Genomic DNA, 22780 nt, shown 5'->3' on the forward strand with positions numbered 1-22780 from the left:
GTCAGGTCTCGATCTTGAAGCTGTCGTCGTCGCGCGGGTCGGTGAGAGACCGCAGCCCTTCGGCGAAGAGCTGGAGCGCCAGCGCACAAAGCCCGATTGCCAGCGCACTGTAGAAGGGCCACATCAAGGGCGCCCAAGGGCTGACATGCTCCACCTCGCCGGTCATCCAGGCGCGCCAGGCGCGCTGGCCGGCGATGGATGCAAGCCACACAAAGACCGGAAAAAGAACGACGAGAAAGGCCAGGCCATCGATCGCGCCACGCACCCGTTTGGGCATCCGCGACGAAAGGAAGTCGATCCGCACATGAGCGTCTTCGCGCAGGGCCTGCGCCGCGCCCAGAACGAAGAGCACACCGGTGCTCATATAGGCGATGTCGAAGGCCCAGAGTGTGGGCGCGCCGAAGACATAGCGCGCCACCACTTCGTAGAGCATGGAGGCGATCAGGATCAGCACCATCGCCTGCGCGACGATGTTCAGACTTGCCGAAATTCGATCCGCGACCGCGAGGACAGCACGTTTCAAGATCGCCTCCCGCCGGCTTACTTTTCGTTGCGGATCAGATAGCCGCTCTGTTCGGCCCAGCGATCCTCATAGGCGAAGTAGCCTTCAAGGATTTCGGCCATGCGAGGCTTGCCCTCGGCCTTCTGGGCCTCAGCCGTTTTCTTGATCCAGTCGCGGCCCGCATCGGACAGCTCTTTCTGGAAGGCCGCATCGAGCTCGATCACCTCGGCCTTGCTGGCGCGAAGCGTCTCCATCGCCTTCATGTCCTGATCGTAGAAGTGGACCAGAGACTGAAGCGTGGTCAGCTCGGCGGCTGCTTCGATCTTCGCCCTGAGCGCCTCGTCAAGCGCATCCCAGGTTTCCTGCTTGACCACAACTTCCCAGAGGAAGGTGGGCTGATGGACGCCCGGCACGACGATATAGGGGGCAGCCTCGTGGAAGCCCTCCGGCAGATTGCCCGATGGCGGGCCCCATTCGATGGCATCGACGCCCTTGCGCTCCAACAGGGTGTAGATTTCACCCGGGGGCACAACGGTCGGCACCGCGTCGAAATAGTCGCGCATCACCTCGGCCCAGGGGCCGGACGTGCGGTACTTCAGGCCCTTGAGATCGGCCGCGCTTTTGATCGGCTTGTTGGCATGCGCCATGATCTCGGAGGAGCCGATGCCCACGACGAGCGACTTCAGGCCTTCTTCCGCACGGATTTCGGCGAGCTTTTCCTTGCCGCCTTCTTCAAAGATCCACGTCGAATAGGCTTCGGGACCCATGCCGCCGGGGAAACCGGCAAAAATCGCGTTCACCGGATCCTGATTGACCAGATAGCTCGGAGTCGAGTGACCGGCTTCGACAATCCCATCCTTGACGCCGTCATAGACCTGCAGCGCCGGCACCAGAATGCCTGCCCCAAAGGGCTGGATCTCGACAGCACCGTCGGTCAGGAGTTCCACATTGTCGGCAAAACGCTCGAGAAAATTCACGTAGAAAGGCGACCCCTCGGGGACCGACGTCGGTACGCGCCAGGTCACTTCCTGCGCCTGCGCACCAAACGTCGCAAACGCCATGGCCCCGGCCAGGGCCAATCGCTTAAGGCTGAGAAACATCTCAACTCCTCCATTGTTATTTTTTAAGACCCGGTGAACCCGTCCGGATGCACTCAAAATTTATACATCTCCAATTCTCTATGTCGACAAAAAAAATAATTAAATTTTTTAAGCGGCTTTGCGCCGTTCCCACCGGTCGGGCCGCCCTGCCAGAAACAAGAGAGGCGCGGCACACATCGCCGTGTGACGCGCCTCGCCATCATTGCAACGGCAGGTCCTCAGGGTCAGGCCAGCGCATCCTCCGGCAAAAGAGCCGCTGGCATGTTCTGGTAGCAGACCGGGCGCAGGAAGCGCCTGATGGACAGCGTCCCGACGCTGGTGGCGCCGAAATTGGTGCTGGCCGGATAGGGGCCGCCATGAACCATGGAGTCCACCACCTCGACCCCGGTCGGGAACCCGTTGACGAGCAGCCGTCCCGCCTTGCGCTCAAGAACGGGGCGAAGCGCCTGGGCCGCAACGACGTCGCCTTCGTCGAGGTGCAGCGTCACGGTCAGCTGCCCTTCCAGAGCGCGGGCGATAGCCTCCACCTCTTCGGCAGTGCCAGCGCGCACCACCAGTCCGAGCGGGCCAAAGACCTCGTGATGAAGCTGCGGGTTTGCAAGGAACTCCGCTGCCGTGGTCTCAAAGAGCGCCGGCGAAGCCTTGCGCCCCTCCGCTTCGGCCACCATCACCGGGCGCGCCGCACCGCTTTGCGCAACCTGATCACGTCCCGCATTGAACGCCTTCGCGATGCCGTCGGTCAGCATCACCTGTGCATCCACCTGCTTCAGCCCGTCCGCCGCAGCGTCCGCGAAACGGTCGGCTGCCTTGCCGTCCATCACAATCGCAATGCCGGGGTTGGTGCAGAACTGTCCCGCGCCCATTGTCAGGGAAGCAGCCCAGCCACGCCCGATCTCCTCGCTCCGCGCTTCGAGAGCGTGCGGAAGAACGAACATCGGATTGATCGATCCCAGCTCTCCGAAAAAGGGGATGGGCTCCGGTCGTGCCGCACAAAGGTCGAACAGCGCCCGGCCGCCCGCCAGGCTGCCCGTGAAGCCAACGGCCTTGATCAGCGGGTGCTGCACCAGCGCCTGGCCGACGCTGCGGTCGCCACCCTGGATGAGCGAGAACACGCCGGCCGGCATGTCGCATTTCTCGACAGCCGCCCTGATCGCTTCGGCGACGATCTCACCGGTTCCCGGATGCGCCTCATGCCCTTTCACCACGACCGGGCAGCCAGCCGCCAGAGCGGCGGCCGTATCGCCGCCCGCCGTCGAAAATGCGAGCGGGAAATTGGATGCGCCGAAGACGGCAACCGGACCGATGGGACGCTGTACCATCACCAGTTCGGGCCTCGGCGCGGGCTGGCGATCCGGCAGAGCCTCGTCGTGGCGGCGGTCGAGATAATCCCCCTTGCGGATGTGGGCTGCGAAGAGGCGAAGCTGGCCGGAGGTGCGGCCACGCTCTCCTTCGAGACGCGCGGCGGGGAGCCCGGTTTCCTGTGTGCCGATCTCGGTAATGTCGGCGCCTCGGGCTTCAATCTCATCGGCAATGGCTTCAAGAAACGCAGCCCGTTCCTGACGCGTGCAACGCGAATAGGCCTCGAAAGCAGCTTCCGCCGCCTGAACCGCACGATCCACGAGGTCAGGGGTGCCAATCGCAAAGCGATGCGCCGGACCATGCGCCGGGGACGATGCGAATGTGTCGCCGCCAGCGGTCCATTCGCCGGCTATCAGGTGCTTTCCGTGTGGGGTGAAGGGCATCGGTCCCCTCCTTCAATTTTGAGTTTCGGATCATCTGGCGCAGGCAGGAAGCGCTGGGTTATGACTTGTGCATCTTGCATAGGCTGTTATCTGCATACAAAATGTATGCAAGATTGCAACCCGGCAACCGGAGGAAAGGATATTTTATGACCGAGACCACGCTGGCCATCGGCGACCTCGAGCACATTGTCGAGGCGATCATGCGCAAGGGAGGCTTGTCGCCGCTCCATGCGGGCGCGCTCACACGGGCAATCGTGGCGGGAGAGCGCGACGCCTGCAAATCCCACGGCGTCTACCGTGTCGAGGGCTGCCTGCGCACCATCAAGGCCGGCAAGGTCGTGCCGGATGCCGAGCCTGAACTGACCAGCGATGACAGCGCCATCGTACGCGTTGCGGCAAAGGGCGGCTTCGCCAATGCCGCTTTCGAGCTCGGCGCCCCGGTGCTGGCCGAAAAGGCCCGGCAGTTCGGGCTCGCGGCCCTGGTGATCAACGACTGCACGCATTTTTCGGCTCTCTGGCCCGAGATCGAGGCGCTGACCGCGCATGGGCTTGCCGCCATGGCCATGTGCCCGAGCTATGCCAGCGTCGCCCCTTCCGGCGGCAGCGGCCCGCTTCTGGGCACCAACCCGTTCGCCTTTGGGTGGCCACGGCCCGGGAGGACCCCCTATGTGTTCGACTTCGCCACCAGCGTTGCGGCACGCGGCGAGATCGAGCTTTATCGCCGTGCCGGCAAGCCCCTGCCGGAAGGCTGGGCGATCGACACGGATGGAAAACCCACGACGGACCCGGAAGCCGCGCTCAATGGTGCGATGCTGCCCTTTGGCGGGCACAAAGGATCGGCCATCTCGACCATGATCGAGCTGCTGGCCGGGGTGATGATCGGCGATCTGACGAGCCCGGAAGCGCTGGAAGCGCTTGGCACCACCGCTCTGGCGCCGGCCCATGGCGAGTTGATCCTGGCCTTCGACCCGGCCCGTTTCGCACAGGGACGGGCGGGCGACCCGATGGCGCGCGCCGAGACCCTGTTTGAAGCGATGGTCGGCCAGGGAGCACGGCTCCCCTCGCAGCGCCGGTTTGCCGCACGGGAGAAGGCGCTTGCCGAAGGCATCCGCCTCACTGCCGAAGAAATGGCGCTGCTCGAGCATCTGCGCAAGAAGGGCCTCGACGCCGTTTAAACACAGGAGCCCTCCCGATCCGGGAGGGCTCTTCAATAAGATCAGGCTGCGTATTTTGCCACAGCGCCCGGCAGCTTGCTCCAATTCGCGTACCAGTCGCGGAACAATTTGTACTGCGCCTCGGCATAGCCACGCTGGCTCTCCGAGAGTTCATCCGTCTCATTGAAGTGCAGGCGGTATTCCTCGTCTCCGTTCAGCACCATCAGGTATTTGTAGTAGAGAACGAGATCCGCACCCTCATCGAAGGAGGAGAGCACTGCAAGCGCTGCATCGAGCTCGGAAGCCCGCTGCCGCGCATCCGCATCGCCGGCCGCAGCAGCCTGGCTCAGCGCGACGAGATGCAGGACTTCGCGGGGAAGCACATTGCCGATGCCGGTGATGGCACCATCGGCGCCGCAGTTGACAAAGCCGTGATAGACCGTGGTGTCGACACCGATCATCAGCTTGATGTCAGGGTCGCCGCTGGTGATGTTCTCCGCCGCATAGCGCAGATCGGCTGCGCCGCCGAATTCCTTGAAGCCGACCAGGTTGGGATGCTCGGCACGCAGGGCGAAGAAGAGGTCCGCCCGGGTGGCAAACCCGTAATAGGGGCTGTTGTAGATCACCGCCGGCAGATCGGGCGCAGCCGAAAGAATGGCCTTGAAGTGGTTCCTCTGCGCGGCCGGCGAGCTGCCGCGCGACAGGACACGCGGGATGACCATGAGACCCTCGGCACCAACCTCGGCCGCATGCGCCGCATGGGCCACGGCGCTTGCCGTGTTCACCGCTCCCGTGCCGACGATGACCGGCACGCCAGCCTCAACCAGCCGGGCAACGCCTTCCATGCGCTGCGCGTCGGTCAACAGCGGCCAGTCGCCCATGGATCCGCAATAGACCACGGCGCGCATGCCGGTATCGATCAATTCCTTGCCCTTGCGCACCAGCGCGTCGAAGTCGGGGCTGCGATCCGCCTTGCAGGGGGTCATCAGAGCGGGAATGCATCCCGAGAAAATATGGTTGGTCATGCCGATCTCCTTCAAATGCCTGATCTCATGCGCCGCAATGCATCCGCAGCCGGCCGCTCACAGTTTGGATCGCCTGCAAAATATCACTTGTATTTTTTTTGTCGACACAAATTTTCGCGAAGTGGCACTGCTGCATTTCAGGGGCGGAGCGCTTTCCTGGGTGCTGCCCCTAAAGCGCGATCTTCTGGCGGTGGTCGCGGGCGATCATGTTGCGAATCTGCTCAACGATCTGGTCGGCGTGCTCATTGGCCAGCGCATCGGCCTTTTCCACATCGCGCACTTCGATGGCCGCGATCATGTCCTCGTGCTCGACGACATAGCGTTTTGGCAATTGATCGTTGAACGAGGAATAATAAAGCCGAAGGAGCCGGCGCCCCTCATCGAGGAGGCGCAAAAACAGGCTTTCATAATAGGGGTTGCGGGCCGCTGCGGCGATGGCCGCATGGAATTCGCGATTGGTGGCGATCATCGCCAGCGCGTCCTGTTCCTCGACGGCTTTGGCAAATTCGGCCTGGCGTGCGCGGATCGTGACGAGATCGTCCGCCTGATGATTGAGCGCGGCGAGCCGCGTCGTCACGCGATACATCAAGGTCAGCGCATCGAAGAAGGTGTGCAGGTTCAGGAAGTCGATATTGGCGACCACGGTGGAGCGGTTGGGCAGGGTCGTGACCAGCCCCTCGCCAGCCAGACGCACCAACGCTTCCCGAATGGGCGTGCGCGACATGGAAAGACGTTGTGCAAGCTGGATTTCGTCAATCGGCGTGCCAGGCGCCAGGGCGAGGTCCAGTATTTCGTCACGCAGCACGTTATAAACGAACTGAACGCCGGAACCGCGCTTGCGTTCGGCGGGTTTGCGCGTGGCGGCTTCGGACATGTCTGATCCTCATGTGTACAAGAAAAATACTGTTAGGAATGAAAGGGTGTCATCGTCAAGGGTACAGCGAGACCTGTTTGCCGGACTTGAGCACCTCAAAGCGGAGTGGCTGTGGAGTTGTTCGTCAACAGAGGGAATACGCATCCCCCACGGCCCGCCGGCAGGTCGCATGGATCAGTCTCCTGCTCAATCGGCTTTTGCGAAATGAGCAATCTGGTCCGCCTGGGCCTTCTTGAACGCGGGGCGCTCAACGATCCGTTTGACATAGGCGTCGCTCGCCGGCCGCTCCCCGAAAGACCGGATTTTTGGCACTCGCAGAGCATCAGCCATGAGCAGATCTGCTACGGTGAAACGATCAGCCGCAAGCCATTCCCGTTCAGCCAATACGTTTTCCAGATGGCTAAGCCGGCTTTCCAGCCAGCCGGTCAATTGGTTTTTCTCTGCGCCCCTCACTTCCAGAAACCACCAGGGGACGGAAACCATTTCGACCGAATTGAGCGCGGCAACCAGCCATTGCAGGGTCTGCGCTTCCCCGGCGGGGTCTCGCGGCATCAGCTTTTCGCTTTTCCGGGCCAGATGCAGCAGGCATGCGCCGCTCTCGAACAGTTCGAGATCACCGTCGCTCAGAAACGGAATCTGGCCGAAGGGCTGGTGCGCAAAATGTTCGGGTCCGCGGTCTTTGAAGGGAACCGTGCAAACGGTGTAGGCAAGCCCGGCCTCCTCGCATGCCCATCTCAGCCTTAAATCGCGCACAAAACCGCGGGGACCTTCCGGAACCCAGTCATATGTCCAGACAATCAGATCACTCATGACATCCAATCCAGCTCAACCGGCGCTCCCCAAGCGACATGATGCCGCCGGCACGATTGCCTGACTTTCCCTGCGGATCAAGGTGCGTGGAGCAGCGCCCCCGAAGGAGCGGTCGATCTGTCGGAATTTCAGAGGAAAACTGGTGGAGCCAAGGGGAGTCGAACCCCTGACCTCTTGAATGCCATTCAAGCGCTCTCCCAACTGAGCTATGGCCCCACACTCCGGCGATATGGCCGGTCGCCGTCTCCGGCGAAGAGGTCCGGATGGCCCGCCGGGCCAACCGTGTGGGCGGCTTCTAAACCCGCCCGGCGGGAAGATCAAGCCCCGATTTGCACCCCCGCGTCACTTTTGGTGCGAGGGTGGAGCCGTTCTTCCCGGGTAAGCTGAAAAATCAGCTTTCGTCGTCGTCGTCGCCGACGCCGATGAAGTCCTTTACGTCGTCATCATCGTCGTCTTCGTCGTCATCAAGGAAGGTATCGTCGTCGTCGTCGCCGAGGTCGACATCATCGTCATCGTCGTCGAGATCCGGGATTTCAGTTTTATCGCTGGAAGATGCTTCATCGTCCGCATCCTCGAGAGAAACCACCTCCGGCGCATCTTCCTCGCCGTCCAGCTCCTTTTCCTCCACTTCGTCTTCTTCATCCATGGAGGTGTCGCCGCCAGCCTCGAAGAAACTGCGCGGGTAGGTCTGGCCCGTGTAGGGAGAGACGATCGGGTCCTTGTTCAGGTCGTAGAATTTGCGCCCCGTTTCCGGGCAGACGCGTTTTGTTCCAAGTTCCGGTTTAGCCACCTTGCTGCCTCATCGTCTTGCGGTCGGCCCAGCCTGCGACGGCTCCATCGCGGCCGGCACCGGAAGCGCTTCCTGCCTTACTGAAAATTTCGGTCCCCATAACGGCAAGTCGCGCACCTGTCAAAGCCTAATACGCACCCCGGAAAGGGCTCTCCTCCCAAGGCTCACTCTCTTTACAACCCCGTCAGGGGCCATCCGTCAACCGGGGGATGACCGACTATCCTCATCATGCTAGAGCGAACGGATAAAATCCTCGAATAATCTGCCATTGGCAGAATGCCTACCATCAGGGACCACAGAATGCATACGACCGAGCCGCGCCCCATGAGCGCCAGAAAATCAGACGCCCTTTCGGGCCGGGCCCGCGTGCCCGGTGACAAGTCGATTTCGCACCGGGCGCTGATGTTTGGCGGGCTGGCCGCTGGCGAGACCCGCATTACCGGCCTCCTGGAAGGCGAAGACGTGCTGCGCACCGGCGAAGCCATGAAGGCCATGGGTGCGACCATCGAAAAGCGCGGCGATGAATGGATCGCGCACGGGACCGGCAATGGCGCCCTGCTGGAACCCGAGGCACCGCTCGATTTCGGCAATGCCGGCACCGGCGTACGGCTGACCATGGGTCTTGTGGGCTCCTATGACATGACGACACGCTTCATCGGCGACGCGTCCCTTTCCAAACGGCCCATGGGCCGGGTGCTGGATCCCTTGAAGGAAATGGGGCTGCAGGTGCTTTCCGCCGAGCCGGAGGACCGTCTGCCGATCACGCTGCGCGGACCGAAACACGCAACCCCCATCTCCTACCGCGTGCCGATGCCGTCTGCGCAGGTGAAGTCGGCAGTGCTGCTCGCCGCGCTCAACACGGCCGGTGTGACCACAGTGATCGAGCCCGTGGCCACCCGCGACCATACGGAGAAAATGCTGGCAGGCTTCGGTGCCTCGCTTGAGGTGGAAACCGATGCCGACGGTGTGCGTCACATCCGCATCGAGGGTCAGCCGAAACTCATCGGCCAGACCATTGCCGTTCCCGCCGACCCGTCTTCGGCCGCCTTCCCGCTGGTGGCCGCGCTGATCGTGCCGGGCTCGGATGTGGTGATCGAGAGCATGCTCATGAACCCGACCCGCACCGGGCTCGTCACCACACTCATGGAGATGGGCGCGGACATCGAAATCCTGGAGCGCCGCAACGAGGGCGGCGAGGACGTGGCGGATCTGCGTGTGCGCGGTTCCGAACTCAAGGGCGTGACCGTGCCGGAAGGCCGCGCACCCTCCATGATCGACGAATATCCCGTGCTTGCCGTGGCGGCCTCCTTTGCCGAGGGAGACACGGTGATGCAGGGGCTGGAAGAGCTGCGCGTGAAGGAATCCGACCGGCTTTCCGCCGTGGCCGACGGGCTCAAGGCCAATGGCGTCGAGTGCGAAGAAGGCGAGGCCTCGCTCAGGGTCACGGGCCGCCCTGGCGGCAAGGGGCTTGGCGGCGGCACGGTCAAGACGCATCTCGACCATCGCATCGCCATGAGCTTCCTCGTCATGGGGCTGGCGACCGAAAAGCCGGTCACCATTGACGACCAGACGATGATCGCCACCAGTTTTCCCGATTTTACCGCGCTCATGACGCGGCTCGGCGCAACGCTGGACTGACACCCGGATCGGAATGGGAGAGAGCAAATGACCGGACTGAAGGTAGCCATGATCATTGGCGGCGGTAGCGGCATGGGCGCCGCGGCGGTCCGCAAGCTGGCAAAAAGCGGTTTTGAAGTCGCTGTCATGTCATCGTCCGGAAAGGGCGAGGCGCTCGGGAGGGAGCTCGGCGGGCTGGGTTTCACCGGCTCCAACCTTTCCCCGGACGATCTCAAGCGCTTCACCAACGCGACGATGGAGCGTTTCGGCCGCATCGACGCGCTGGTGAACGGTGCCGGCCACGGGCCGAAGGGCGATGTGCTCGATATCTCCGACGAAGACTGGCATCAGGGCATGGAGGTCTACCTGCTTAACGTGGTGCGCGCCACACGGCTCGTCACGCCCATCATGCAGGCGCAGAAATCGGGCGCCATCGTCAACATCTCCACCTATGCCACCTTCGAGCCGGAAGCGGCCTTTCCGACCTCCGGCGTGTTCCGCGCGGGGCTTGCCGCCTTCACCAAGCTCTTCTGCGACAAATATGCGGCCGAGGGCCTGCGCATGAACAATGTGCTGCCGGGCTTCATCGATTCCCTGCCGGAAAAGGAAGACCGCCGCGCGCGCATTCCCATGGGCCGCTATGGCACGGTGGAAGAGGTGGCCGAGCTCATCGCCTTTCTTGCCGACGAGAAATCCAGCTACATCACCGGCCAGAACATCCGCATCGATGGTGGCATCACGCGCTCGGTCTGACGACATGGACGGAAGATTGACCATCGCCATCGACGGGCCGGCCGCCTCCGGCAAGGGCACGCTCGCGCGCCGGCTGGCGGCGCATTACGGCCTGCGCCATCTCGACACCGGGCTCACCTATCGCGGTGTTGCAAAGGCGCTGATCGAGGCCGGCCAGCCGCTCGACGACGAGGCGATTGCCGAAAGGGCCGCGCGCGCGCTCGATCTCGGCGCGCTCGACCGTACCGTGCTTTCCCAACACGGCATCGGCGAGGCCGCCTCGAAAGTGGCGGTCATGCCCGAAGTGCGCAGGGCACTGGTGGACAAGCAGCGTGCCTTTGCGAGCGCCCCGCCGGGCGCCGTGCTGGACGGGCGCGACATCGGCACGGTGGTGTGCCCCGATGCCGATGTGAAGCTCTATGTGATCGCAAGCGCCGAGGTGCGCGCCACGCGCCGATGGCGCGAGATCGAGGCCGGTGGCGGCAGCGCCGACTATGCGCAGATCCTCGCCGATATCGAGCGGCGCGACGCCCGCGACATGGGCCGAAAGGACAGTCCGTTAAGGCCGGCAGACGATGCGCACTTGCTCGATACGAGCGAAATGGATATAGAGACGGCGTTCCAGGCGGCCTGCAAACTGGTGGATGCCAGACTGGCAGCCCGGAACGAGAACTGAAAGTCTGAACTGAAAGAACCGTCTGCCACGCATTCTTTGCGCCGGATCTGCCGCTTCACGCGGCCTTGAGAGCGATCCGCTCGGATGCATGAACGGACAAACGCAACACGAACCACCGGCGCTTTTGCCCCGCTTCAATGACAGGGGCTTTTCAGGAGCATCAATGTCAGAACTCAATCCGTCTCGCGATGATTTCGCGAGCCTTCTCGCAGAATCCTTCACCGAACGCGACGCCGCCGAAGGCTCCGTCGTAAAGGGCCTCGTCACCGCCATCGAAAAAGACATGGCGATCGTTGATGTCGGCCTCAAGGTCGAGGGCCGCGTGCCGCTCAAGGAATTCGGCGCGAAGGGCAAGGAAACCGATCTCAAGGTCGGCGACGAAGTCGAAGTCTATGTCGAGCGCATCGAAAACGCGCTTGGCGAAGCCATGCTGAGCCGCGAGAAGGCACGCCGCGAGGAAAGCTGGGTCAAGCTGGAAGCGAAGTTCAACGCCGGCGAGCGCGTCGAGGGCTTTATCTTCAACCAGGTCAAGGGCGGCTTCACCGTCGATCTGGACGGCGCCGTGGCCTTCCTGCCGCGTTCGCAGGTGGACATCCGTCCGATCCGCGACGTCACCCCGCTCATGCACACCCCGCAGCCCTTTGAAATCCTCAAGATGGACAAGCGCCGCGGCAACATCGTCGTGTCCCGCCGCACGGTTCTCGAAGAGAGCCGCGCCGAGCAGCGCTCCGAGATCGTCCAGAACCTCGAAGAGGGTCAGGTGGTCGAAGGCGTGGTCAAGAACATCACCGATTACGGTGCGTTCGTGGATCTGGGCGGCATCGACGGCCTGCTGCACGTCACCGACATGGCATGGCGCCGTGTCAACCATCCGACCGAGATCCTCAACATCGGTCAGACGGTCAAGGTGCAGATCATCCGCATCAACCAGGAAACCCACCGCATCTCGCTGGGCATGAAGCAGCTCGAGGCCGATCCGTGGGACGGCATCGGCGGCAAGTACCCGCTTGGCAAGAAGGTCATGGGCCGCGTCACCAACATCACCGACTACGGGGCGTTTGTGGAGCTGGAGCCGGGCATCGAAGGCCTGATCCACGTTTCGGAAATGTCCTGGACGAAGAAGAACGTTCATCCGGGCAAGATCCTCTCCACCACGCAGGAAGTCGAAGTGGTGGTGCTGGAAGTGGATCCGGTCAAGCGCCGCATCTCGCTCGGTCTCAAGCAGACGCTCGAGAACCCGTGGGAGGCATTCGCCCGCAACCACACCGTCGGCTCCGTTGTCGAGGGCGAGGTCAAGAACAAGACCGAGTTCGGCCTGTTCATCGGTCTCGATGGCGATGTGGACGGCATGGTTCACCTCTCCGATCTCGACTGGAACCGTCCGGGCGAGCAGGTGATCGAGGAGTACAACCGTGGCGACATGGTGAAGGCGCAGGTTCTCGACGTGGACGTCGAGAAAGAGCGCATCTCCCTCGGCATCAAGCAGCTTGGCCATGACGCCATTGGCGAGGCCGCCGCTTCCGGCGAGCTGCGCAAGGGTGCCGTGGTGACCTGTGAAGTGACCGACGTGAAAGACGGCGGCCTTGAGGTTCGCCTGGTCGATCACGATGTCGAAAGCTTCATCAAGCGCTCCGACCTGTCGCGTGACCGCGCCGAGCAGCGCCCCGAGCGCTTCTCCGTCGGCCAGAAGGTGGACGCCCGCGTCACCGTCTTCGACAAGAAGACCCGCCGCATCAGCGTCTCGATCAAGGCTCTGGAGATTGCGGAAGAGAAGGAAGCCGTGGCACAGTTCGGTTCCACCGACTCCGGCGCCTCCCTCGGCGACATCCTCGGCGCAGCCCTGAAGAACAAGGGCGGCGACGACGAATAAGCCTTACGGCTTTATCGGATGAGAAATGAAAACCCCGCCGGAGCGATCCGGTGGGGTTTTTTGATTGGGGGGAGGGTTGTGCGCGGCCTTAGATCAGGAGGCGTATTCAGCTTTGACGATTCTAGCGGCTACCGTTTGCTGTGTCAGACAATATGTCTGATTAGGGATGAAAACCGGTCAACCGGATGATAGAAAATATCTGGCAGCTATGCGGACAGAGCGGACACTGGCGCGTTCAGCTGTAGCTTCTGACGACGGCGACGCAGTTGGCCTTGGCACTTGTGAAGTCGAACACATGGCAGAAGCGTCGAGTCTGCCCGTTCGCGAATATCACCTCTCCGCTCGCAGCACCGACCTTGCCATGCGAAATCGCGTGCTGGACAGTGACAGAGCTTGGTCTCGGCCGATTTCCAAGATGCTTAAGAACCGCACTCTTTCCCGAGATTGGCTCGGTTGAGGGATTCTCCCAGATCACGTCTTCGCTGAACGCGCTCGGCTCAGCGTCACCGCATTCCATAGCGACCGCCATATCCTGAGCGAACTTGTTCTTCGGTGAATTGCCACAGTCCTTGCTGCCTTGCACTTGGATCAACGTCGCCTCCCTGCTTGGTTCATTCTCAACATACGACCGATTTTCTGAGGGTCAAAGCGGGCTCTAAGTGGCCATCCCACCTTACCAACAAGCCACAGTAACTCGCTTTCAGGAAAAGGCTTCTATCGGCGCGCGCGGTCAGGTTTGTCTAAAGCTTGAGGGGGACGATCAAGCAGCAACAGCGGAAGGCGGCACCGCGAACGTTGCCTCCTGCAACCGCGAGCCGCCAATCTCTGTTTTGGCCTGACTCGCACAAAGGAAGGCTTCCGTAGAATGTGGTATCTCACGCAAAACTCAGATAGTTTCCTTGTGCTATTCAGAGCCAAATTTGCCCGCCAACATCAACGAGAAGCAGGACGTCCGGAGAAAACATGCCCCGCCCCAAGACCGTATCTGATGAGGAAGTTCTCGGGGCCGCTCTGGATGTCTTGGTAAGCCGCGGCATGGTCTTCACCTTGTCGGACATAGCACGGCATGTGGGCCTCTCCCGTGCGACTTTAATCCAGAGATTCGGTGATCGAGATTCGATCCTGCGAAAAATTGCCGAGCAAGAGCTCGAGGCGACCCGTTCATGGCTCGACGGACTTTCGGTAGTCGAAGGCCCTGACGCACTTTGGCAATTTCTCGAAACGATCGTCTGCAGCATGGGAAAAGGAGATGGTTTTTTTGCCCGTGTCCAAATCGCAGCTTTCGAGTCGCGTGACCCCAGCTTGCGATCGCTGGCTCACCAAAGATATGCCCTTGTCCAGGAGGCCATTGCTGCCCGGCTTCCAAACAGTGCGGAACCGCTCGAAATAGCAAAGCACCTTCATGCCATCATTGCAGGAGCCACAATGCAATGGGTTGTCACTGACGGAGCCCAAGGTTTGTCCGAATTCGTCCTTCGCAGGCTTTGGTGGGCGGTCGACAACCTCAGGCAACAAGACTTGACATAGCCTTGGTCACACCAATATATAACCGACATGTAGGTTATATATATCGGAACCCCGACATGCATCGCCGAGAGTTTCTTGGTGGGCTAGCTGCTTTGGTGGCAGTGCCGCAGGCCACCTTCGCCAAAATGAATGGGCAGCAAAATATGAAGATGATCGAGACACAGGGCATCCGAATTGCCACACAAGCCTTCGGCTCACCTGACGACCCTGCTCTGATTATGGTGATGGGCGCGACGGCTTCCATGCTGGGGTGGCCGGATGAACTTTGCGATGCCCTTGCGAACCGCGGGTTTTAGTCATCCGGTTTGATCATCGCGATACCGGACAATCGACAACCGTGCAGCCCGGCGAGGCGCGCTATGCGGTGGAAGACATGGCAGCGGATGTAGTCGGGGTTATGGACAGCTACGGTCTGGACAGCGCCCACCTCTTGGGAATGTCCTTGGGCGGCTACATCTCGCAGATCGTTGCCCTGACAGTTCCTGATCGCGTCCGCTCGTTGACGCTTCTTGCTTCGGAGCCACTTGGCTGGGACGGACCCGCCTTGCCTGGCATATCCCAGGAATTTCTCGATCATTTTGGCAAATTGGCTTCCTTGAACTGGGCGAACACGGCTGAGACGACGGAGTTCTTGCTAGGCAGCGAACGGCTAAGCGCCGGTTCGGGTCAGAATTTTAACGAACCCTATATGCGCCGTCGCATCGCACAGATACTTGCGCGCACTTCCAGCCCTGCCAGTATGTTCAATCATGCCACGCTCACCACGCGGCATGACTGGACTGGCCGTTTTCGTGACATCAGCGTTCCGGTTCTGATCATTCACGGTGCGGAGGATCCTATCCTGCCCGTTGAAAATGGTGAAGCGCTCGCTGCGGGTATCGCAGGATCCAAGCTGATCGTCATGGATGGCGTCGCGCATGAACTGCCTCTGTGCAGGGTTGAGGCCATTGCTGAGCAGATTGCGGGCAGCCTCAAGCACTAAGATCGCCTTTGACGTTCATCAGGGGGCTGGCAAGCAGCCATTAGCTGCATATCCAAACATGATCATTTCGGGCTCAGAGCAGACGTTCACTGCTATAAGGTTTGAGTGGGCGCTATAAGCTCGAAAGCGGGCACGCTGGCACGCGACGCACCTTACCTTCACCCCCTCTCACCAATGCGGCGGCTTGGTCACGGGCACATCGCCTGCTGTCTGCTCTTCCAGCTCCATGAAACGCTCCGAAAGCCGTTCGAGCTTTTTCTTCAGCGCTTCCGTCTCGCGCCACTGGCGCGTCAACTCGGCGGAAAGCTCTTCGATGGTCTTTTCCTGCTCGGCGGCCAGGATTTCCAGCTTCGTGATGCGGTCTTCGCTCATGGCGCGCTTCTTTCTGCGGTTTCGGTGCATTCTCGCCCGCGGAAATTGACAAGCAAGGCCTGATTTGTCGAGAGTGAATGACGGTTCCTTTCGCCGTGCCCTTCCCGCGTCGGTTGGCAGGTGGCGGGCCCGCGTGATAGGAATTTGACCAAACGATAAAAACGGGGAAGCGGGCCGCCGATGGCTGAAACGGCAATCGAGCTCAAGGGCATCAGCAAGAGCTTTGGCGCGGTTCATGCAAACCGCAACATCGATCTCAAAATCGAAGCCGGGACGATCCACGGGATTATCGGCGAGAACGGGGCCGGAAAATCGACCCTGATGTCGATCCTCTATGGCTTTTACCAGGCCGATCGCGGGCGGATCGACGTGGGCGGCAAGAAGGCCGCGATCAACACGCCGAGCGACGCCATCGCGCTGGGCATCGGCATGGTGCATCAGCACTTCATGCTGGTGCAGAATTTTTCCGTGCTGGAAAACGTGATCCTGGGGGCCGAAGGCGAGGCGCTGCTCAACACCTCGATCGCCAAGGCGCGCTCGGAGCTGGAGCGGCTGGAGCGCGACTACGGGCTGGAGGTGAACCCCGACGCCATCATCGAGGATCTGCCGGTGGGCCTGCAGCAGCGGGTGGAAATCCTCAAGGCGCTCTATCGCGGCGCGGATATCCTCATCCTCGACGAGCCGACCGGCGTCTTGACGCCGGCGGAGGCGGACCATTTGTTCCGCATTCTCGAACAGCTCAAGGAAGAGGGAAAAACCATCATCCTCATCACCCACAAGCTGCGCGAGATCATGGCGATCACCGACAATGTCTCGGTCATGCGGCAGGGCACGATGGTGGCAACCCGCAAGACCGCCGAGACAAGCGTGGAGGAGCTGGCCGAGCTGATGGTGGGCAGGCGCGTTCTGCTTCAGGTGGAAAAGGGCGAGGCAAGCCCCGGCGAGGTGCTGCTTTCGGTGCGCAATCTGACCGTGAAGGATTCGCGCGGCGTCACCATGGTCGACAATGTGTCGCTCGATGTGCGCGCGGGCGAGATCGTCGGCATTGCCGGCGTGGCGGGCAATGGCCAGTCGCAGCTTCTCGATGCCATCACCGGTGTGCGCAAGGCCGTCTCCGGCACAGTGACGCTGGATGGCGAGCCGGTGGACCTGACAGGCGCGGCCGATCCCGCCGACCTGCGCGCGCGCGGCATGGCCCATGTGCCCGAAGACCGGCATCATGTGGGGCTTGTCCTGCCTTTCGAGGAAAACGAAAACGCCATGCTCGGCTATCACCGGCAGGCAAAATATCTCCATGGCCCGTTCCTCAACATCGAGGCGATCCGCGCCGATGCGCGCGAGAAGATCGAGAAATACGACATCCGCCCGCCCGACTGCCGACTGAAGACGGCGAACTTCTCCGGCGGCAATCAGCAGAAGATCGTGCTGGCGCGCGAGATGGAGCAGGACCCGAAGGTGCTGATCGTCGGCCAGCCGACGCGCGGCGTGGATGTGGGCGCCATCGAGTTCATTCACAAGCGGTTGATCGACATGCGCGATCAGGGCAAGGCGGTGCTTCTGGTGTCGGTCGAGCTCGATGAAATCCGCTCGCTCTCCGACCGCATCCTGGTCATGTTCGCCGGCCGCGTGGTGGGCGAACGCGGGCCCGAAGCCAGCGAAGGCGAACTCGGCCTGCTCATGGCCGGCGTCGAGGAAAAGGAGGCGGCGGAATGAGCGCGCCTTATGCGAAACTGCCCGCTTGGGCCGATTACGGGCTGATCCCGCTCATCAATCTCGCCGTCGCTTTTCTGGTGGCCGGGCTGGTGGTGATGCTTGTGGGGGAAAACCCCTTTCGCGCTGCCGCCATTCTGGTGGAAGGGGCGCTGGGCCGCGGGCAGAACATCGCCTACACGCTCTATTACGCGACGAGCTTCATCTTCACAGGGCTCGCCGTGGCCGTCGCCTTCCATTGCAGCCTGTTCAACATTGGCGGCGAGGGGCAGGCCTATGTGGGCGGGCTGGGCGTGGCGGTGGTGTGCCTCGCCTTCGACAGCATTCTGCCCTGGTGGGTGGTGTTTCCGCTGGCCATTCTGGGCGCGGCTCTGTTTGGCGCGGCATGGGCCTTCATCCCGGCCTATTTCCAGGCAAAGCGCGGCTCGCATATCGTCATCACGACGATCATGTTCAATTTCATCGCCGCAAGCCTGATGGTCTATCTGCTGGTGAATGTGCTGAAGCCCGCGGGCGCGCAGGCACCCCAGACGCGCAATTTCCTTGAAGGCGGACAACTGCCCAAGCTCAACTGGGTGCTGGAGGCGATGGGCTTTTCCATCCGCTCCGCACCGTTCAACCTCTCCTTCCTGCTGGCGCTTCTGGCGGCGTTTCTCGTCTGGGTGCTGATCTGGCGCACGCGGCTCGGCTATGAGATCCGTATGCGCGGTTTCAGCCCCAAGGCCGCGCGCTATGCCGGCGTCAGCGAAACGAAGATCATCATCATCACCATGCTCATCTCCGGCGCGCTTGCCGGCATGATGGCGCTCAACCCGGTGATGGGCGACCAGAACCGTTTGCAGATTGATTTCGTCACCGGGGCCGGCTTCGTCGGCATCGCCGTGGCGCTGATGGGGCGCTCCCATCCGGCGGGCATCGTGCCGGCGGCGATCCTCTTCGGCATGCTCTATCAGGGCGGTGCCGAGCTCGCCTTCGAGATGCCCAACATCTCGCGCGACATGATCGTCATCATTCAGGGTCTCGTCATCCTGTTCGCCGGCGCACTGGAGCACATGTTCCGGCCTTCGATACAGGCGCTTTTCGCCAGCCTAAGCCCGCGCTCGGCAGGCATAGAAGCGCAGCAGGGAGAGGGTGGCTGAGATGGATTTCTTTCATTCCCTGATCCTCGTTCTGGATTCGACGGTACGGTTATCCATACCGCTGCTTCTGGCGGCACTCGCCGGGCTCTATTCGGAGCGGTCGGGCGTGTTCGACATCGGCCTCGAAGGCAAGATGCTGGCCGGCGCATTTGCTGCCGGCGCGGCGGCGGCCGTAACCGGCTCCGCCTGGGCCGGCCTTGGCGCGGCGATGCTGATCTCGGTCTTCCTGGCGCTTGTGCATGGCTTTGCCTCCATCACCCATCGCGGCAACCAGATCGTCTCGGGCGTCGCGATCAATTTCATTGCCGCAGGCTCCACGATCATTCTCGGGCAGGCATGGTTCCGGCAGGGCGGACGCACCCCCTCGCTGCCGGGCGATGCCCGGTTTGGCGCCATCGAGCTGCCCTTTGCCGAGACGGTGCGCGATGTGCCCATCCTGGGCGAGATCTATTCCGAGCTCATCTCCGGCCATTCGCTGCTCACTTACGCGGCCTTCCTGCTCGTGCCCTTCACGTGGTGGGTGCTCTTCCGCACGCGTTTCGGCCTCAGGCTGCGGGCGGTGGGTGAAAACCCGGCAGCGGTCGACACGGCGGGCATCTCCGTCTCATGGCTGCGCTATCGCGCAGTCATCTGCACCGGCATCCTCACCGGCATGGCCGGCACCTACCTGTCGCTGGCGCAGAATGCCGGCTTCGTGAAGGACATGACGGCAGGCCGGGGCTTCATCGCGCTGGCAGCCCTCATCTTTGCCAAATGGAAGCCCGTGCCGGTGATGTTTGCCTGCCTTCTGTTCGGCTTTCTCGATGCGTTCGCAATCCGCATTCAGGGCACGCCCCTGCCGCTTGTCGGCCAGGTGCCGGTGCAATTCATGCAGGCCCTGCCCTATATCCTCACCGTGGTGCTTCTGGCCGGCTTTATCGGCAAGGCGGTGCCGCCGCGCGCCGGTGGCGTGCCCTATGTGAAGGAGCGGTGATGAGCGCCAGAGACCTCTTTTCCGCCGCCAGTGCGGCCATGAAAAACGCCTATGCCCCCTATTCGCGCTTTCCCGTGGGGGCCGCGGTCAGGACCGAGGCGGGCACCATCCATGCCGGCTGCAACATCGAGAACGCCTCCTATCCCGAAGGCTGGTGTGCGGAGACCACCGCGCTCGGCCATCTCGTCATGGCGGGCGGCGGCCGCGTGACGGAGATCGCCGTGGTGGCGGAGAAGATGCCGAAGATCATGCCTTGCGGCGGCTGCCGGCAGCGGCTGGCGGAATTTGCCACGGAAGATGCGGTGCTGCATCTGTGCGACACCAACGGCGTTCTGGAAACGGTGCCGTTTTCTGCGGTCTTTCCGCGCGGATTCAGTTTTGAGGATGGCAAATGAAACAGGCGGTCGATCGTCTGACGGAGCGGCTCAACGGGCTTGCCCCGCAGCTTGCGCTGGTGCTGGGCTCGGGGCTTGGCGGGCTCGTCAACGATGTCGAGGATACCGTGCGTATCCCCTATTCCGAATTACCGGGCTTTCCGCAAAGCGGCGTCACCGGCCATGCGGGCGAGATTGTTGCGGGGCGGCTTGCCGGCACGCCGGTCCTGATGCTCGCAGGCCGCGCGCACTACTATGAGCACGGCGATCCCGCCGCCATGCGCCCGGCGCTTGAGACCTTATGGGGCATAGGCATCACGCAGCTCATCCTCACCAATGCCGCCGGCTCCCTGCGCGAGGACATGCCGCCCGGCTCTGTCATGCTGATCGAGGATCACATCAATTTCTCGGGCGCCAACCCGCTGATCGGCGAAGGCAGCGACCGTCGTTTTGTCGGCATGAGCGAGGCCTATGATGCGGGCCTGCGCAAGAGCCTTGAGCAGGCGGCCCAGGAAACAGGCACACAATTGCACAAGGGCGTCTATATGTGGTTCTCCGGGCCCACCTTCGAAACCCCGGCGGAAATCCGCATGGCGCGCACGCTGGGTGCCGATGCGGTCGGCATGTCGACCGTGCCCGAAGTCATTCTCGCGCGCTATTTCGGGCTTCGTGTCGCCGCCTGCTCTGTCATCACCAATCTCGGTGCCGGCATGAGTGCGGGCGAACTCTCTCATCAGGAGACCAAGGACATGGCGCCCATCGGCGGGCAGCGCCTCGCCACCATTCTCGGCCAGCTATGCGCCGATGGCCTGCCGGCCGGTTGAGCGCGCGATGCTGCCGCAGGAGATCATCCGCAGGAAACGTGATGGCAAGGCGCTGACGGACGAGGAGATCGCCGCGTTCGCCACCGGGCTTGCAGATGACGCATGGAGCGAGGGGCAGATTGCCGCCCTTGCCATGGCCATTTTCCTTAACGGCATGGATCCGGCCGAGGGCGCAGCCCTCACGCTCGCCATGCGCGATTCAGGCACCGTGCTCGACTGGTCGGATCTGCCCGGCCCCGTGACGGACAAGCACTCCACCGGCGGTGTTGGCGACAATGTCTCCCTCATGCTCGCCCCCATCGTGGCAGCCTGCGGGGCGTTTGTTCCTATGATCTCCGGGCGGGGCCTTGGCCACACTGGCGGCACGCTCGACAAGATGGATTCCATTCCCGGCTACACGAGCCAGCCAGACCAGAAACGCTTTGCCGAAACGGTGCGCAAGGTGGGCTGTGCGATCATCAGTCAGACAGGCGATCTCGCACCCGCCGACAAGCGTTTTTATGCCGTGCGCGATGTCACCGGGACAGTGGAATCCATCCCGCTCATCACCGCCTCCATCCTGTCGAAAAAACTGGCCGCCGGCCTCTCGTCGCTTGTGCTCGATGTGAAATCCGGCAATGGCGCCTTCATGGGCGATGCCCGTGCGGCCCGGAAACTTGCCGAAAATCTGGTTCGTGTTGCGGGCGAAGCCGGGCTTTCAGCCTCCGCACTCATGACCGACATGAGCCAACCACTCGCCTCCGCCGCGGGCAATGCGGTCGAAGTTGTGAATGCGGTCGATTTCCTCACGGGCAAAAAACGCGACCGGCGGCTTCTGGATGTGACGCTGGCGCTGGCCGGCGAAATGCTCCTCTCCTCCGGCATCGCGGCAACCACGCGCGAAGCCTATGACCGCGCCCATGATGCCCTCGAGAGTGGGAACGCTGCAGAGCGGTTTGGCCAGATGGTCTCCGCCCTTGGCGGCCCGGCCAATTTCGTCGAAAATCCCGCGCGACATCTGCCTCGTGCGTCTTTCACCCTTCCCGTTCCTTGCGAGCAGGATGGATTCGTCAGCGCGATTGACACGCGCGCTGTTGGCATTGGTGTGATCGAGCTCGGAGGCGGCAGACGCTCTTCCGAAGACGTGATCGATCACTCGGTGGGATTCACCGATCTCCTGCCGCTCGGCGCATCAACACAGCGCGGACAGCCAATCTGCATGGTGCATGCATCGTCGGAAGACAGCGCTCGGCGCGCAGCGCGCCTTGTCTGCAGCGCCTATAGCATCACCGACGCGAAACCGAGGCCCCGCAAAACAATCCTGCGGCGTGTCACCGCAGAAATTTGAGAACATTTCGGGCTGCTCTCGAAAATCCCTTTATTGCTCAAGGATCAGAGCCCGATTCTCTACCTGAAAACGTGATAGACGATCCAGAAAGCTCATGCCGATCAGGATCTTGTTCAACGCGCGATCGTCGAGAACAACAGCATCGACGTTTTCCACATAGATGCGGCCGATCTCAAGACTGTCGATTGTGGCCGCTGCAGCACGCACCTTGCCGTTGGCCGTATTCACTTCATACTTGAAGTCAGACGGGCTCAAAGAAACCCCGATCCGGCGCGCGGTGTCGCGGTTGATCGCCACATAGGTCGCGCCGGTATCAATCATCGCCCCGAGCTCACGGCCGTTCAACTTGAACCGCCCCACATAGTGACCTGTCTCATCCGCGGTGATGCTGACTTTCCTGCCCAGAAGAACCGACGTTTCGCTGCTCACTGATGACGTCGTTTTCGCAGGACCTGCAACTGCGACCTGGTGCGGAGCCTCATCGGCACCCAAAGTCAGTGCCGCGTGCAGCAGCTCCCGATAGAATTCGGGGTTGCTTTGATAGAGGGCCGGAACGCCCCCTGCAGCGCCCGCCACGACCCCCAGCATGATCATCTTGCGAAACATCTGTTCCTTCCAGTTTGCAGCTGGAAGAACCATAGGAGCTGCCGACAATCATTC

24 protein-coding genes and 1 tRNA gene are annotated in these 22780 nt (G+C 62.0%); 14 read left to right on the forward strand and 11 right to left on the reverse strand.

Translation table 11 applies throughout. The features are described 5' to 3' along the window. Position 1: 1 nt before the first annotated feature. The 3 genes from AC2CHD_RS14675 to AC2CHD_RS14685 all read right to left on the reverse strand — a co-directional run bounded on the left by AC2CHD_RS14675 (position 2) and on the right by AC2CHD_RS14685 (position 3344). Positions 2-523, reverse strand: a complete 522-nt coding sequence (locus tag AC2CHD_RS14675; RefSeq protein WP_484554298.1) for a TRAP transporter small permease subunit — start codon at positions 521-523, stop codon at positions 2-4. A gap of 17 nt (positions 524-540) precedes the next feature. Continuing rightward, positions 541-1602, reverse strand: coding sequence for a TRAP transporter substrate-binding protein DctP (gene dctP, locus AC2CHD_RS14680; protein WP_484554299.1), 1062 nt, complete (start codon positions 1600-1602; stop codon positions 541-543). Positions 1603-1826: 224 nt separating this feature from the next. Next, the gene (locus AC2CHD_RS14685) at positions 1827-3344 is read right to left on the reverse strand and encodes an aldehyde dehydrogenase (NADP(+)) (protein WP_484554300.1); all 1518 of its coding nucleotides are present in this window, start codon (positions 3342-3344) and stop codon (positions 1827-1829) included. A 146-nt stretch (positions 3345-3490) separates the two neighbouring features. On the opposite strand from AC2CHD_RS14685, the gene AC2CHD_RS14690 reads away from it, so the two are divergent. After that, complete coding sequence (locus tag AC2CHD_RS14690) at positions 3491-4519, forward strand: Ldh family oxidoreductase (protein ID WP_484554301.1); 1029 nt, start codon at positions 3491-3493, stop codon at positions 4517-4519. Between the two features lie 41 nt (positions 4520-4560). On the opposite strand, the gene AC2CHD_RS14695 is transcribed toward AC2CHD_RS14690, so the two are convergent. The 5 genes from AC2CHD_RS14695 to AC2CHD_RS14715 all read right to left on the reverse strand — a co-directional run bounded on the left by AC2CHD_RS14695 (position 4561) and on the right by AC2CHD_RS14715 (position 7997). Then, on the reverse strand, positions 4561-5523 hold the full coding sequence (locus AC2CHD_RS14695) for a dihydrodipicolinate synthase family protein (protein WP_065817070.1): 963 nt from the start codon (positions 5521-5523) through the stop codon (positions 4561-4563). 169 nt (positions 5524-5692) lie between these two features. Further along, positions 5693-6397, reverse strand: coding sequence for a GntR family transcriptional regulator (locus tag AC2CHD_RS14700; RefSeq protein WP_484554302.1), 705 nt, complete (start codon positions 6395-6397; stop codon positions 5693-5695). Between the two features lie 186 nt (positions 6398-6583). Further along, positions 6584-7207 (reverse strand): glutathione S-transferase family protein, encoded by a 624-nt coding sequence (locus AC2CHD_RS14705; protein WP_484554303.1) that lies wholly within the window; start codon positions 7205-7207, stop codon positions 6584-6586. A gap of 140 nt (positions 7208-7347) precedes the next feature. After that, a tRNA-Ala gene (locus AC2CHD_RS14710) sits at positions 7348-7423 on the reverse strand. 175 nt (positions 7424-7598) lie between these two features. Further along, positions 7599-7997, reverse strand: coding sequence for a TIGR02300 family protein (locus tag AC2CHD_RS14715; RefSeq protein ID WP_229449323.1), 399 nt, complete (start codon positions 7995-7997; stop codon positions 7599-7601). A gap of 300 nt (positions 7998-8297) precedes the next feature. Between AC2CHD_RS14715 and aroA the strand changes: the two genes are divergently transcribed. The 4 genes from aroA (at position 8298) to rpsA (ending at position 12892) form a co-directional block, all read left to right on the forward strand. Then, positions 8298-9635: a 3-phosphoshikimate 1-carboxyvinyltransferase gene (aroA, locus tag AC2CHD_RS14720; protein ID WP_484554304.1), complete on the forward strand. Its 1338-nt coding sequence runs from the start codon at positions 8298-8300 to the stop codon at positions 9633-9635. A gap of 27 nt (positions 9636-9662) precedes the next feature. Continuing rightward, positions 9663-10367: an SDR family oxidoreductase gene (locus AC2CHD_RS14725; RefSeq protein WP_484554305.1), complete on the forward strand. Its 705-nt coding sequence runs from the start codon at positions 9663-9665 to the stop codon at positions 10365-10367. Between the two features lie 4 nt (positions 10368-10371). Further along, positions 10372-11022, forward strand: a complete 651-nt coding sequence (gene cmk, locus AC2CHD_RS14730; protein ID WP_484554306.1) for a (d)CMP kinase — start codon at positions 10372-10374, stop codon at positions 11020-11022. 163 nt (positions 11023-11185) lie between these two features. After that, the gene (gene rpsA / locus AC2CHD_RS14735) at positions 11186-12892 is read left to right on the forward strand and encodes a 30S ribosomal protein S1 (RefSeq protein ID WP_229449327.1); all 1707 of its coding nucleotides are present in this window, start codon (positions 11186-11188) and stop codon (positions 12890-12892) included. A gap of 235 nt (positions 12893-13127) precedes the next feature. Here the strand turns inward: rpsA and AC2CHD_RS14740 are convergent, their stop codons facing one another. After that, the gene (locus AC2CHD_RS14740; protein ID WP_370633400.1) at positions 13128-13421 is read right to left on the reverse strand and encodes a nuclear transport factor 2 family protein; all 294 of its coding nucleotides are present in this window, start codon (positions 13419-13421) and stop codon (positions 13128-13130) included. A gap of 434 nt (positions 13422-13855) precedes the next feature. Between AC2CHD_RS14740 and AC2CHD_RS14745 the strand changes: the two genes are divergently transcribed. The 3 genes from AC2CHD_RS14745 to AC2CHD_RS14755 are packed head-to-tail and all read left to right on the forward strand — an operon-like array spanning position 13856 to position 15401. Further along, positions 13856-14419, forward strand: coding sequence for a TetR/AcrR family transcriptional regulator (locus AC2CHD_RS14745; protein ID WP_229449328.1), 564 nt, complete (start codon positions 13856-13858; stop codon positions 14417-14419). Positions 14420-14475: 56 nt separating this feature from the next. Further along, on the forward strand, positions 14476-14715 hold the full coding sequence (locus AC2CHD_RS14750; protein ID WP_484554307.1) for a hypothetical protein: 240 nt from the start codon (positions 14476-14478) through the stop codon (positions 14713-14715). Positions 14716-14756: 41 nt separating this feature from the next. Then, positions 14757-15401, forward strand: a complete 645-nt coding sequence (locus AC2CHD_RS14755) for an alpha/beta fold hydrolase (protein WP_484554308.1) — start codon at positions 14757-14759, stop codon at positions 15399-15401. 168 nt (positions 15402-15569) lie between these two features. Here AC2CHD_RS14755 and AC2CHD_RS14760 read toward each other — a convergent pair whose 3' ends face one another. After that, positions 15570-15773: a SlyX family protein gene (locus tag AC2CHD_RS14760; RefSeq protein ID WP_025031126.1), complete on the reverse strand. Its 204-nt coding sequence runs from the start codon at positions 15771-15773 to the stop codon at positions 15570-15572. 180 nt (positions 15774-15953) lie between these two features. Here AC2CHD_RS14760 and AC2CHD_RS14765 point away from each other — a divergent pair, with 180 nt between their 5' ends. The 6 genes from AC2CHD_RS14765 to deoA are packed head-to-tail and all read left to right on the forward strand — an operon-like array spanning position 15954 to position 22120. Continuing rightward, positions 15954-17486, forward strand: coding sequence for an ABC transporter ATP-binding protein (locus AC2CHD_RS14765; protein ID WP_484554309.1), 1533 nt, complete (start codon positions 15954-15956; stop codon positions 17484-17486). Then, positions 17483-18622, forward strand: coding sequence for an ABC transporter permease (locus AC2CHD_RS14770; protein ID WP_464579002.1), 1140 nt, complete (start codon positions 17483-17485; stop codon positions 18620-18622). Before AC2CHD_RS14765 ends, AC2CHD_RS14770 begins: the two co-directional genes overlap by 4 nt. A gap of 1 nt (position 18623) precedes the next feature. Next, positions 18624-19595 (forward strand): ABC transporter permease, encoded by a 972-nt coding sequence (locus AC2CHD_RS14775; RefSeq protein ID WP_484554310.1) that lies wholly within the window; start codon positions 18624-18626, stop codon positions 19593-19595. After that, complete coding sequence (locus AC2CHD_RS14780) at positions 19595-19990, forward strand: cytidine deaminase (RefSeq protein WP_007010600.1); 396 nt, start codon at positions 19595-19597, stop codon at positions 19988-19990. The genes AC2CHD_RS14775 and AC2CHD_RS14780 overlap by 1 nt, the downstream gene beginning before the upstream one ends. Continuing rightward, positions 19987-20793: a purine-nucleoside phosphorylase gene (locus AC2CHD_RS14785; RefSeq protein WP_484554311.1), complete on the forward strand. Its 807-nt coding sequence runs from the start codon at positions 19987-19989 to the stop codon at positions 20791-20793. Before AC2CHD_RS14780 ends, AC2CHD_RS14785 begins: the two co-directional genes overlap by 4 nt. A 7-nt stretch (positions 20794-20800) precedes the next feature. Then, positions 20801-22120, forward strand: a complete 1320-nt coding sequence (gene deoA / locus AC2CHD_RS14790) for a thymidine phosphorylase (RefSeq protein WP_484554738.1) — start codon at positions 20801-20803, stop codon at positions 22118-22120. 30 nt (positions 22121-22150) lie between these two features. Here the strand turns inward: deoA and AC2CHD_RS14795 are convergent, their stop codons facing one another. Further along, on the reverse strand, positions 22151-22726 hold the full coding sequence (locus tag AC2CHD_RS14795; RefSeq protein WP_229449336.1) for a TIGR02281 family clan AA aspartic protease: 576 nt from the start codon (positions 22724-22726) through the stop codon (positions 22151-22153). Positions 22727-22780: the final 54 nt, after the last annotated feature.

It is taken from the genome of Nitratireductor sp. ATLC21, from assembly GCF_057196525.1.

Bases quoted from the DNA above. Each gene is read 5' to 3' on its own strand.
- dctP (WP_484554299.1), bottom strand. From the start codon at position 1,602: ATGTTTCTCAGCCTTAAGCGATTGGCCCTGGCCGGGGCCATGGCGTTT.
- AC2CHD_RS14685 (WP_484554300.1), bottom strand. From the start codon at position 3,344: ATGCCCTTCACCCCACACGGAAAGCACCTGATAGCCGGCGAATGGACC.
- AC2CHD_RS14690 (WP_484554301.1), top strand. From the start codon at position 3,491: ATGACCGAGACCACGCTGGCCATCGGCGACCTCGAGCACATTGTCGAG.
- AC2CHD_RS14695 (WP_065817070.1), bottom strand. From the start codon at position 5,523: ATGACCAACCATATTTTCTCGGGATGCATTCCCGCTCTGATGACCCCC.
- AC2CHD_RS14700 (WP_484554302.1), bottom strand. From the start codon at position 6,397: ATGTCCGAAGCCGCCACGCGCAAACCCGCCGAACGCAAGCGCGGTTCC.
- AC2CHD_RS14705 (WP_484554303.1), bottom strand. From the start codon at position 7,207: ATGAGTGATCTGATTGTCTGGACATATGACTGGGTTCCGGAAGGTCCC.
- aroA (WP_484554304.1), top strand. From the start codon at position 8,298: ATGCATACGACCGAGCCGCGCCCCATGAGCGCCAGAAAATCAGACGCC.
- AC2CHD_RS14725 (WP_484554305.1), top strand. From the start codon at position 9,663: ATGACCGGACTGAAGGTAGCCATGATCATTGGCGGCGGTAGCGGCATG.
- cmk (WP_484554306.1), top strand. From the start codon at position 10,372: ATGGACGGAAGATTGACCATCGCCATCGACGGGCCGGCCGCCTCCGGC.
- rpsA (WP_229449327.1), top strand. From the start codon at position 11,186: ATGTCAGAACTCAATCCGTCTCGCGATGATTTCGCGAGCCTTCTCGCA.
- AC2CHD_RS14740 (WP_370633400.1), bottom strand. From the start codon at position 13,421: ATGGCGGTCGCTATGGAATGCGGTGACGCTGAGCCGAGCGCGTTCAGC.
- AC2CHD_RS14745 (WP_229449328.1), top strand. From the start codon at position 13,856: ATGCCCCGCCCCAAGACCGTATCTGATGAGGAAGTTCTCGGGGCCGCT.
- AC2CHD_RS14750 (WP_484554307.1), top strand. From the start codon at position 14,476: ATGCATCGCCGAGAGTTTCTTGGTGGGCTAGCTGCTTTGGTGGCAGTG.
- AC2CHD_RS14760 (WP_025031126.1), bottom strand. From the start codon at position 15,773: ATGAGCGAAGACCGCATCACGAAGCTGGAAATCCTGGCCGCCGAGCAG.
- AC2CHD_RS14765 (WP_484554309.1), top strand. From the start codon at position 15,954: ATGGCTGAAACGGCAATCGAGCTCAAGGGCATCAGCAAGAGCTTTGGC.
- AC2CHD_RS14770 (WP_464579002.1), top strand. From the start codon at position 17,483: ATGAGCGCGCCTTATGCGAAACTGCCCGCTTGGGCCGATTACGGGCTG.
- AC2CHD_RS14775 (WP_484554310.1), top strand. From the start codon at position 18,624: ATGGATTTCTTTCATTCCCTGATCCTCGTTCTGGATTCGACGGTACGG.
- AC2CHD_RS14780 (WP_007010600.1), top strand. From the start codon at position 19,595: ATGAGCGCCAGAGACCTCTTTTCCGCCGCCAGTGCGGCCATGAAAAAC.
- AC2CHD_RS14785 (WP_484554311.1), top strand. From the start codon at position 19,987: ATGAAACAGGCGGTCGATCGTCTGACGGAGCGGCTCAACGGGCTTGCC.
- deoA (WP_484554738.1), top strand. From the start codon at position 20,801: ATGCTGCCGCAGGAGATCATCCGCAGGAAACGTGATGGCAAGGCGCTG.
- AC2CHD_RS14795 (WP_229449336.1), bottom strand. From the start codon at position 22,726: ATGTTTCGCAAGATGATCATGCTGGGGGTCGTGGCGGGCGCTGCAGGG.